Here is an 11196-nt window from a genome sequence, read left to right on the forward strand (position 1 = left end):
TTTTTGATATTAAAGACAAAGATTTAGATTCATATACTCCAATGATGCAGCAGTACTTAAAGTTGAAGGCTCAGCACCCAGATGTTCTGCTATTTTATCGTATGGGAGACTTTTATGAGTTATTTTATGATGACGCTAAAAAAGCGTCGCAGTTAATGGATATTTCTCTTACTAAACGTGGTACTATTGCTGGTGAGCCTATTCCTATGGCTGGAATCCCCTATCATGCAGTAGACAATTATCTTGCTAAGTTAGTATCTATGGGAGAATCTATAGCTATCTGTGAACAAATAGACAGTCATTTAGCTACAAAAGTTCCAGTGGAACGGCGTGTAGTACGTATTGTTACTCCTGGTACTTTAAGCGAAGAATCGTTATTAAATGACCGTCAGGATAACCTTTTAGCTGCTATATGGCAGGATCAGCATAGATTTGGTTATGCTACCTTAGATATTACTTCAGGTCGTTTCTTAATATCAGAGCAAATAGATCGCGAAGTTATGGCCGCAGAATTACAGCGTACTAATCCTGCAGAACTGCTATATCCTGAAAATTTTCAGGATATATCGCTAATTGAACACCGACGTGGTCTCCGCAGACGTCAGTTGTGGGAGTTCGAACTAGATACTGCCCGCCAACAACTAACTATGCATTTTGGTACACATGATTTAACTTGTTTTGGTGTTGATCGAGCACATCTAGCTTTATGTGCCGCAGGTTGTCTACTACAATACACTAAAAATACCCAGTGCACATCGTCGTTACCCCATATTAATACAATCTCTCTAGAGAACAAGCAAGAAGGTATTCTAATGGATGCAACTACACAGCGTAATCTAGAGATTACACAGAATTTTAGCGGCGGTAGCAAAAATACATTAGCGGATGTTATAGACAGAACAGTTACCCCAATGGGCAGTAGAATGCTGAAACGCTGGCTTCACATGCCAATACGTAATATTACTACAGTAAATTTTCGCCAAAAAATAATCCGTGTTCTACATGATCAGGTATCATATTTACAGCCGCTACTGCGGCAAATTGGAGATCTTGAGAGAATTTTAGCGCGGTTAGCGTTACGTTCGGCGAGGCCTCGTGATTTATCACGTATGCGTTCTGCTTTTGCGCAGATTCCGTCTATCAAGAAGCTGCTTATAAATAAAGATCTAGATTTAATCCAATTACTTAACCGTATTGGTGACTTTGAAAAAATACGTTATTTGCTGTCACAATCCATTATCGAGTCGCCTCCTATGTTAGTGCGTGATGGCGGCGTTATCGCTCCTGGTTATAATGCAGAACTAGATGAATTGCGCGGTCTTGCAACTGGCGCAACCGATTATCTATACCGGCTAGAATTGAGCGAGCGTGAGAAAACTGGAATATATAATCTAAAAATTGGTTTTAATACCGTACACGGTTATTTTATTCAGCTAAGTCGTAACCAAAGCCATCTAGTGCCAATTCACTATGTTCGTCGTCAAACACTAAAAAACGCAGAACGTTATATTATTCCTGAATTAAAAAAATTCGAAGATAAAGTATTGACTGCAAAAAGCAAGGCTCTAACCTTAGAAAAAGTTCTGTACGATGAACTATTTGACTTGCTATTACCTAATTTAGCAATGATGCAGCAAAGCGCTGAGGCACTAGCAGAGTTAGATGTTTTATGTAACCTAGCTGAGCGTGCTGAAACTTTGAATTATGTTTGTCCTACTTTAGAAGCTAGATCTGGTATATATATCAAAGGAGGCCGCCATCCAGTAGTAGAGCATCTTTTAAAAGAACCATTTATCGCTAATAAGTTAATGTTGTCTGATAAACAATGTATGCTTATTATTACAGGACCTAATATGGGTGGTAAGAGCACTTATATGCGCCAAAATGCTTTAATTGTGCTATTAGCATATATTGGGAGCTTTGTACCAGCTGAATGTGCAATTATAGGACCTGTAGATCGTATATTTACCCGCATAGGTGCAGCTGATGATTTAGCTTCAGGTCGTTCTACATTCATGGTAGAAATGACAGAAATTGCAAATATACTGCACAATGCAACACATCATAGTTTAGTATTAATAGATGAAATCGGCCGTGGTACTTCTACTTATGATGGGCTTGCGATAGCTTGGGCTTGTGCAGAAAATTTTGCTAGCTGCATAAAATCAATGACTTTGTTTGCCACGCACTACTTTGAATTAACTACTATACCTGATAAAATGGATGGTGTAGTTAACGTGCATCTAGACGCTGTAGAGCATGGCGATACAATTGCATTTATGCACAATGTGCAAAATGGGGCCGCTAACAAAAGTTACGGACTTTCAGTAGCAGAGTTAGCTGGAATACCGCGAAAAATAATTAAACGCGCACGTAAAAAATTACATGAATTAGAAATAATTTCTAGAGAAAAAAAATTTAAAAACATAGACTACTTGCAATTTAAGCAGGAAGATCAGAAGATACCACTATTAGTTAAAAAATTGAAAAATTTAAAACTAGATAAAATTTCACCACTTCAAGCACTTGAAGTATTGTACAAAATTAAGAAAATATTGTAAATATGCGCTTTTTAGTGTTTGAAGTACATGCATAAACAAAAGTTGTGTTTTTGGGGAATATTTTTTACAGTTTAAGTTTAAGTTGTAGGTAACTTCAATTTACTTGGTTTTATCCAAAATTAAGCATTTTCAGAAAGTATTATTTTGTAGCGCCATATGAAGAACTTCATCAATGTGCTGTACTGGATGAATATGTAAGTCTTTTATTACGTTAGTCGGCATTTCTTCTAGGTCTCGCTTATTTTCAAAAGGTATAATTACTGTTTTTATACCTCCTCGGTGCGCTGCAAGTAATTTTTCCTTTAATCCACCGATAGGAAGTACCTGTCCCCGTAGGGTAATTTCCCCGGTCATTGCTATGTTTGCTTTAACATAATTTCCACTTAAACATGATACCATCGCAGTACATATTGCTATCCCAGCACTAGGACCATCTTTAGGCGTAGCTCCTTCAGGGACATGTACATGTATATCGTTTTTTTCATAAAAATTATTACTAATGCCAATTTTTTCAGCACGAGCACGTACTACAGTCATTGCTGTTTGAATAGACTCTTGCATTACTTCTCCAAGTGAACCTGTATATATTAATTTGCCCTTACCTGGAACGCATGCGGTTTCAATAATCAACAGATCACCGCCAACTTCAGTCCACGCAAGACCAGTAACTTGACCAATAATATTTTTTTCTTCCGCGCGACCATAATCAAATCGTTGAACACCCAAAAAATTTTTCAGGTTATCAGCACTGATAACCATATTTTTTATGTTATTATTCATTAGTAGGTTTTTTACTGTTTTGCGGCAAATTTTAGATATTTCTCTCTCTAAGCTACGAACTCCTGATTCACGAGTGTAATAACGAATTATCCCCAATATAGCACTTTCTTCTATTTTAAGTTCGCTTTTTTTTAAAGCATTACGTTTTAGTTGCTTAGATAACAGATGCTGTTGAGCAATATTAAGTTTTTCTTCTTCAGTATATCCAGAAAGACGTATAACCTCCATCCTATCTAAGAGAGGCGCTGGAATATTCATTGTATTTGAAGTAGCAACAAACATTACATCAGAAAGATCATAGTTTACTTCTAAGTAATGGTCGTTGAATGTTACGTTTTGTTCCGGATCTAATACTTCAAGTAATGCTGATGCCGGATCACCACGTATATCTGAAGACATCTTATCTATTTCGTCAAGCAAAAATAGTGGATTTTTTACTCCAACTTTAGAAAGTTTTTGAATTAATTTACCAGGCATGGAGCCAATATAAGTACGTCGATGCCCGCGTATTTCAGCCTCATCGCGTACACCACCTAAAGCCATCCGAATATACTTACGACCTGTAGCTTTAGCAATAGACTGACCTAACGATGTTTTTCCTACTCCAGGAGGACCTAATAAGCAAAGAATAGGTCCTTTAATTTTACTTATCCTGCTTTGTACTGCAAGATATTCCAAAATACGTTCTTTAACTTTTTCCAGTCCATAATGATCTCGATCGAGAGTTTCTTGCGCTTTAATAAGGTTTTTTTTAACTTTGCTGCGCAAATTCCAAGGGACCGATAGCATCCAATCTATGTAGCCCCGCACTACTGTTGCTTCTGCAGACATAGGTGACATCATTTTTAATTTCTGAAGTTCTGCTTCGGTCTTTTCACGGGCTTCATTTGGCATTTTTGCAGCATCTATCTTACGCTTAAAAACTTCATTTTCATCTGGAGTATCATCAAGATCGCCTAATTCTTTCTGAATTGCTTTTATTTGTTCATTTAGATAGTATTCTTTTTGACTTTTTTCCATCTGTTTTTTAACACGATGGCGGATACGTTTCTCTACCTGTAGCAGATCAATTTCTGACTCCATCATCGCTATCAAGTATTCTAACCGCTCTGTTACAGAGGCCATTTCAAGCACTGATTGTTTGTCAGTTAGCTTTAGTGGTATATGAGCAGCGATAGTATCTGCTAAACGTACAGCATCATCAATATTCTTTAATGATGTTAAAATTTCTGTAGAAATTTTCTTATTTAGGCTAATATATACTTCAAAATGATTAATAGCTGTACGTATCAGTAATTTTCGTTCGTTCTCATTATTTAGTTCTGGAGCTTCAAAATAATCTACATCAGCGGTAAAATAATCACCACGATCAGCCCAAGATTTAATACGTGCACGAGATAAACCTTCTACTAGCAATTTTACTGTACCGTCTGCTAGTTTTAGTATTTGCAAAATTGAAGATACAGTTCCTACTGAAAAAAGATCATCAATACAAGGTTCATCAGTTGACGCTTTTTTTTGAGCTACTAGCATGATTTTTTTATCACTACCTACGGCTGCTTCAAGACAACGAATAGATTTTTCCCTACCTACAAACAACGGAATTACCATATATGGATATACTACAACATCGCGTAGAGGCAATACTGGAATTTTTATACGCTCAGAACATTCGGCATTCATATAGCTCTCTCTTAGTTTAGCTGACGCCATCTATAAATAGTAAATAGATAGGGGAATGGTAACAAAAAACCAAAATACCATATTATGTAATATAGTATCAAATAGCTTATATTCAACATGAAAAAAAAGAATAAAATTTATGTAAAATGCTGTTTAATATGCAGTTAATTACCTGATTTCTGCTGTTCTTTTCTGCGATTACCATAGATAAACAACGGATCTGACTTACCAGCAATAACTGATTCATCAATTATAACTTTATCTATGTTATTTTTTGAAGGAAGTTCATACATTGTTTCTAGAAGAACATTTTCAATAATAGAACGCAGACCACGTGCTCCAGTTTTACGTTTCATAGCTTTTTTAGCAATAGCTGTAATAGCTTCTTCGTTAAATTCAAGCTCAACCCCTTCAATGTTAAATAATGCCTGATATTGTTTAGTAAGAGCGTTCTTAGGTTTTTGCAAAATTTGAATTAGTGCTTCTTCACTTAATTCATTTAACGTTGTTACAACAGGTAATCTTCCAATAAATTCTGGAATGAGACCGAACTTTATCAGATCTTCTGGTTCTACTTGAGCTAACAGTCTGCTTTCATTATTTTTTTCTGAATTTCCTTTAATGTAAGCGCTAAAACCTATTCCTCTAGTTCCAGTTCTATGCTCTATTACTTTATTTAGACCAGCAAAAGCACCACCGCAGATAAACAAAATTTTAGAGGTATCTACTCTAATAAATTCTTGCTGAGGATGCTTTCTTCCCCCTTGCGGGGGAACGGCAGCAATGGTGCCTTCTATAAGTTTTAGAAGTGCCTGCTGAACTCCTTCACCTGATACGTCACGGGTAATGGAAGGGTTATCAGATTTACGGGTAATTTTATCAATCTCATCGATATATACGATACCATACTGTGCTTTTTGTACATCATAATTACATTTTTGTAGTAGTTTTTGGATAATATTCTCCACATCCTCACCTACATATCCGGCTTCTGTTAGTGTAGTTGCATCGGCAATAATAAAAGGAACATCTAAAAAACGTGCCATAGTTTCTGCTAGTAAGGTCTTACCGCTACCTGTAGGTCCAATCAATAATATATTACTTTTACCAATTTCAATTGGATTATTAATATTGTAATGTCGTAAACGCTTATAATGGTTATATACAGCTACTGAGAGTACTTTTTGAGCTTTATCCTGACCGATAACATAATCATTTAAATATTTATTGATTTCATGGGGCGTGGGCAATACTCGTAGTTCACTACGAGTAATTTCTATATCTTCGCTGATAATATTGTTGCATAAATAAACACATTCATCGCATATATACACGGACTTTCCTGCTATTAGTTTCTGCACCTCAGACTGGTTTTTACTGCAGAAAGAGCAATATAGCAACTTTTCTGAACAGTTTTTGCTTTTATCTGTCATCAGTAAAGTAAACCTCTTTTTTTTGTTTTTGAAGTACGTACTAAAATTATATTTTTAAAATTATAATCGCTGGCTTAAAACAAAATCTACTAATCCATAGTCTACTGCCTCAGAGGCAGAAAGAAAACGATCACGTTCAGTATCTCTCTCTATTACTTCGATAGACTGACCTGTATGTTTTGCCATTAATTTGTTTATTCGTTCCTTGATATATAGAATTTCTCTAGCATGAATTTTAATATCAGTAGCTTGTCCATAGAATCCTCCTAAAGGTTGATGAATCATTATCCGTGAATTAGGTAAACAGAAACGCTTACCTTTTGCACCAGCCGTTAAAAGAAAAGCACTTATAGAAGCTGTTTGTCCCATACTCAAAGTACTAACATCAGGCTTTATAAATTGCATAGTATCATAAATTGACATACCTGCTGTAATAACACCACCTGGTGAATTAATATAAAGATAAATATCTTTTTCAGGATTTTCAGCTTCTAAAAACATCATCTGTGCAATGATTAAATTTGCCATATAATCTTCAATTTTTCCTGTCATGAATATAATACGTTCTTTTAAGAGGCGAGAAAAAATATCGTATGAACGCTCTTCTCTTGAATTCTGTTCGACTACCATAGGTACTAATGCCATAAAATTTTTAATGAACATATTTTACCTCAAAAAGTTAAAGTACTTTCCTAGCTAACTAGGATCCTAGGGATCTAGGTTTTGTATTTAAATTTGGTATTTACGGTATTTACAGCGTAACTATTTACCCTATACCGAAATGCGTACCTTGGTAACCATCTATACGGTATATGGCAGCAAAATGAACAGTATTGCCGATAATAGGAGTTGAACCTATGACCTTCGCATTACGAATGCGTTGCTCTTCCAACTGAGCTATATCGGCATTTTAAAATAAATTAAATATAAATAAATAAATTAAATAAATTTTCAAAAAAAGTCAATCAAGAAAGTACTATTATTACCTTTGATGCACCTTCCACTTGATGCATAAAATCATGACCTTTCTAGGCGTCATACTTTGCGCTTTGCGTCCTACGTTGTTAAAATTTAAATAATAGGTTAGCAAAAACTTGAAAAGTTTATTTTAGGACGCATATCAGATTTTATAACCACAACGAAATTAAAAAAATTAAACTTTTAGTGGAGATGTTTAGATGGGAAAAATTATTGGTATCGACTTAGGTACAACCAACTCCTGTATTGCTATTATTGAAGGCAATAAACCTCGTGTACTTGAAAATAGCGAAGGAGATCGTACTACTCCTTCTATCATTGCCTATACTCAGGATGGTAAGATCCTAGTTGGTCAACCTGCTAAACGTCAGTCAATCACTAACCCTAAGAATACATTGTTTGCTATAAAACGTCTAATTGGCCGTCGTTTTCAGGATAATGAAGTACAACGAGATGTAAATATTATGCCTTATAAAATAATAGCAGCAGATAATGGTGATGCTTGGATAGAAGTTAAAGATCAAAAAATAGCACCTCAGCAAATTTCTGCAGAGATTTTAAAAAAAATGAAAAAAACTGTAGAAGATTATTTGGGAGAATCTGTTACAGAAGCGGTTATTACTGTACCTGCTTATTTTAATGATGCACAAAGACAAGCAACTAAAGATGCAGGACGTATCGCTGGATTGGACGTTAAACGTATTATCAATGAGCCTACTGCAGCTGCTTTGGCATATGGTCTTGACAAAGAAACTAGCAACAGAACTATTGCAGTTTATGATTTAGGAGGCGGAACTTTTGATATTTCAATTATTGAAGTAGATGATGTTGATGGTGAAAAAACATTTGAAGTACTTTCTACTAATGGAGACACCCATTTAGGGGGTGAAGATTTCGATAGTCGTTTAATTAACTATTTAGTAGATGAATTTAAAAAAGATCATGGTATTGATTTACGCAATGATCCTTTGGCAATGCAGCGTTTAAAAGAAGCTGCTGAAAAAGCTAAAATAGAATTATCATCTTCGCAACAAACTGATGTTAATTTACCATACATCACAGCAGATAATTTTGGTCCTAAACATATGAATTTAAAAGTAACTCGTGCTAAATTAGAGTTACTAGTAGAAGAATTAGTTAATCGTACTCTTGAACCTTTAAAATTAGCTTTAAAGGATACTGGTCTATCGGTATCTGATATTAAAGATGTTATTTTAGTTGGTGGACAAACTCGTATGCCCCTAGTTCAGAGAAAAGTTACTGAATTTTTTGGTAAAGAACCACGAAAAGATGTTAATCCAGATGAAGCTGTAGCAATCGGTGCTGCAATTCAGGGTGGTGTGCTTGCTGGAGATGTTAAGGATGTATTGCTACTAGATGTTACCCCTTTATCGTTAGGTATCGAAACTATGGGTGGCATTATGACCCAGCTAATTTCCAAGAATACTACTATACCTACCAAGCACAGTCAGGTCTTCTCTACTGCAGAAGACAATCAATCAGCGGTAACTATACATGTATTACAGGGTGAACGTAAACGTGCAGTAGATAATAAATCTTTAGGTCAATTTAATTTAGATGGAATTGCTCCTGCAATGCGCGGTACTCCACAAATTGAAGTCACATTTGATATCGATGCTGATGGTATTCTTCACGTATCTGCTAAAGATAAAAATAGTGGTCGTGAGCAAAAAATTACCATTAAGGCATCCTCAGGTTTAAAAGAGGAAGAAATTCAAAAGATGGTACAAGAAGCAGAAGCAAATGCAGAATCTGATCGTAAATTTGAAGAATTAGTGCAAATTCGTAATCAAGCAGATCATTTGCTACACAGTACTCGTAAACAGTTAAAAGAATATGGTGCTAAACTCTTAGAAAATGATAAATTAGCTATTGAGGAAGCATTAAAAAATTTAGATACTTCGCTGAAAGGTGAAGTAAAATCTGATATTGAAAATAAAATACAGCTTTTAATAAAAGTATCTAGCAAATTGATAGAAGTAGCTCAACATCAAAAAAATGAGAAAGATGAAGTTAAAGAAAGCGGGGATAACAATAACGCTAAAACAGAAAATGAAGTTGTTGATGCTGAGTTTGAAGAAGTTAAAGATAAAAAATAATAGTAGAGTGGTGCATAGCGGCGCTTAATAACCGCATAATATATTATAGATAAACAGGCACGGGCGTTGAGGTAACTCTGCGCCCGTGTAATTATTTTGATGGCAGGAAGATACGACAATGGCTAAATCAGACTACTACAAGATTTTAGGCATTTCAAAGAATGCGGAAGATCGTGAAATTAAAAAAGCCTATAAAAGACTGGCTATGAAATTTCATCCAGATCGTAATCAAGGCAATACAGAAGCTGAAGCAAAATTCAAAGAAATTAAAGAAGCCTATGAAGTTTTAGCAGATGCGAAAAAACGTGCTGCTTATGATCAATATGGTCACTCAGCTTTTGAACAAGGTAGTATGGGTGGAGGTAGTGGAAGTTCTAGCGGAACAGATTTTAGCGAAATATTTGGTGATGTATTTGGTGATATTTTTGGCAGTAGCCGTCGTCAAAGAACTAAACGTGGATCAGATTTACGCTATGATATAGAGCTTTCTCTTGAAGAGGCAGTGCGCGGTGTAACACGGGAAATCCGTTTTCCTACTCTAGAAGAGTGTGATATTTGCCATGGCAGTGGTACTAGAAAAGGAACCTCTGCAGTACGTTGTCCTACTTGTAATGGGCAAGGTCAGATACAAATACGCCAGAGTTTTTTTTCGGTACAACAGACATGTCCTAATTGTCAAGGACAAGGTAAGATCATTAAATATCCTTGTACAAACTGTAACAGTAATGGAAGAGTAGAAAAAGTTAAGACTATTTCTGTAAAAATTCCTGCTGGAATTGATACTGGTGATCGTATTCGTCTCTCAGGAGAGGGAGAAACTGGTGAGCATAGTGCTGCTGGAGATTTATATGTGCAAGTACAAGTACGTAAACATCCTCTTTTTAAAAGAGAAGACAATGATCTTTACTGCGAAGTACCGATTAATTTTGCTATGGCAGCACTAGGAGGAGAAATAGAAGTTCCGACACTTAACAGCCGTGTTAAGTTAAAAATTCCAGCAGAAACGCAGACTGGTAAATTATTTCGCATAAGGGGAAAAGGAGTAAAATCGGTTCGTGGAGGATCTCAAGGAGATTTACTTTGTAGAGTAGTTGTGGAAACTCCTGTTAAACTTTCTGAACACCAGAAAAAATTGCTACATGAGCTTGAAAAAAGTTTTCAAGGTTCAATAGGCTATCAAAATAGTCCACGATCAAAAAACTTTTTTGACGGTGTTAAAAAATTTTTTGATGATTTAACCAGTTAAATATTAACTTTTTAGAAACTATTTTTAGATTACCTAGTACAATACCGTTGATCTAAATGAAACTAGTTATTAGTTGTTATTGTTGTTTTTGTTATTACTATTTTGTAACAAAGTATTAATTTTTGCATTAATAATTGATTTATAACGAGAAGCTTTATTTTTATGTAGTAATCCATTACTCGCCTTACGATCAATAATTTTTTGCATAACATAAAAAGCATTTTGTGCTGCTTCATTATCTTTTAAAGCAATAGCAGTGTGTACTTTTCTCAATAAAGTTCGCATCATTGAACGATTACTTGCATTATATTGACGACGCTTTTCAGATTGTATGGTACGTTTCTTAGCTGATTTAATACTAACCAAGATTAAACTCCAACAGTTGATTATCTTAT

The 11196-nt window shown here is 35.3% G+C and carries 7 protein-coding genes and 1 tRNA gene; 3 read left to right on the forward strand and 5 right to left on the reverse strand.

Annotated elements, in window-relative coordinates; translation table 11 throughout:
• Positions 1 to 8: 8 nt before the first annotated feature.
• A complete protein-coding gene (mutS, locus tag TREMTM_RS01005) occupies positions 9 to 2561 on the forward strand; it encodes a DNA mismatch repair protein MutS (RefSeq protein WP_408065651.1) in 2553 nt (850 codons plus the stop codon).
• 129 nt (positions 2562 to 2690) lie between these two features.
• Here the strand turns inward: mutS and lon are convergent, their stop codons facing one another.
• The 4 genes from lon to TREMTM_RS01025 all read right to left on the reverse strand — a co-directional run bounded on the left by lon (position 2691) and on the right by TREMTM_RS01025 (position 7364).
• Positions 2691 to 5024, reverse strand: coding sequence for an endopeptidase La (gene lon, locus TREMTM_RS01010; RefSeq protein ID WP_083172448.1), 2334 nt, complete (start codon positions 5022 to 5024; stop codon positions 2691 to 2693).
• A gap of 164 nt (positions 5025 to 5188) precedes the next feature.
• Positions 5189 to 6457 carry an ATP-dependent protease ATP-binding subunit ClpX gene (gene clpX, locus TREMTM_RS01015; protein ID WP_083172450.1) on the reverse strand — a complete coding sequence of 423 codons (1269 nt, stop codon included), beginning with the start codon at positions 6455 to 6457 and terminating at the stop codon, positions 5189 to 5191.
• 60 nt (positions 6458 to 6517) lie between these two features.
• Positions 6518 to 7120, reverse strand: a complete 603-nt coding sequence (gene clpP, locus TREMTM_RS01020) for an ATP-dependent Clp endopeptidase proteolytic subunit ClpP (RefSeq protein WP_172796631.1) — start codon at positions 7118 to 7120, stop codon at positions 6518 to 6520.
• Positions 7121 to 7291: 171 nt separating this feature from the next.
• Positions 7292 to 7364: transfer RNA gene (locus TREMTM_RS01025), tRNA-Thr, on the reverse strand.
• A 271-nt stretch (positions 7365 to 7635) separates the two neighbouring features.
• Between TREMTM_RS01025 and dnaK the strand changes: the two genes are divergently transcribed.
• Both dnaK and dnaJ read left to right on the forward strand, forming a co-directional pair.
• Positions 7636 to 9555 (forward strand): molecular chaperone DnaK, encoded by a 1920-nt coding sequence (gene dnaK / locus TREMTM_RS01030; protein WP_083172452.1) that lies wholly within the window; start codon positions 7636 to 7638, stop codon positions 9553 to 9555.
• Positions 9556 to 9673: 118 nt separating this feature from the next.
• Positions 9674 to 10801: a molecular chaperone DnaJ gene (gene dnaJ, locus TREMTM_RS01035; protein ID WP_083172454.1), complete on the forward strand. Its 1128-nt coding sequence runs from the start codon at positions 9674 to 9676 to the stop codon at positions 10799 to 10801.
• Between the two features lie 69 nt (positions 10802 to 10870).
• Here dnaJ and rpsT read toward each other — a convergent pair whose 3' ends face one another.
• Positions 10871 to 11167, reverse strand: coding sequence for a 30S ribosomal protein S20 (rpsT, locus tag TREMTM_RS01040; RefSeq protein ID WP_083172456.1), 297 nt, complete (start codon positions 11165 to 11167; stop codon positions 10871 to 10873).
• Positions 11168 to 11196: the final 29 nt, after the last annotated feature.

Source organism: secondary endosymbiont of Trabutina mannipara (assembly GCF_900090215.1).
Classification (GTDB): domain Bacteria; phylum Pseudomonadota; class Gammaproteobacteria; order Enterobacterales; family Enterobacteriaceae; genus Mikella.

Bases quoted from the DNA above. Each gene is read 5' to 3' on its own strand.
- clpP (WP_172796631.1), bottom strand. From the start codon at position 7,120: ATGTTCATTAAAAATTTTATGGCATTAGTACCTATGGTAGTCGAACAG.
- dnaK (WP_083172452.1), top strand. From the start codon at position 7,636: ATGGGAAAAATTATTGGTATCGACTTAGGTACAACCAACTCCTGTATT.
- dnaJ (WP_083172454.1), top strand. From the start codon at position 9,674: ATGGCTAAATCAGACTACTACAAGATTTTAGGCATTTCAAAGAATGCG.
- clpX (WP_083172450.1), bottom strand. From the start codon at position 6,457: ATGACAGATAAAAGCAAAAACTGTTCAGAAAAGTTGCTATATTGCTCT.
- lon (WP_083172448.1), bottom strand. From the start codon at position 5,024: ATGAATGCCGAATGTTCTGAGCGTATAAAAATTCCAGTATTGCCTCTA.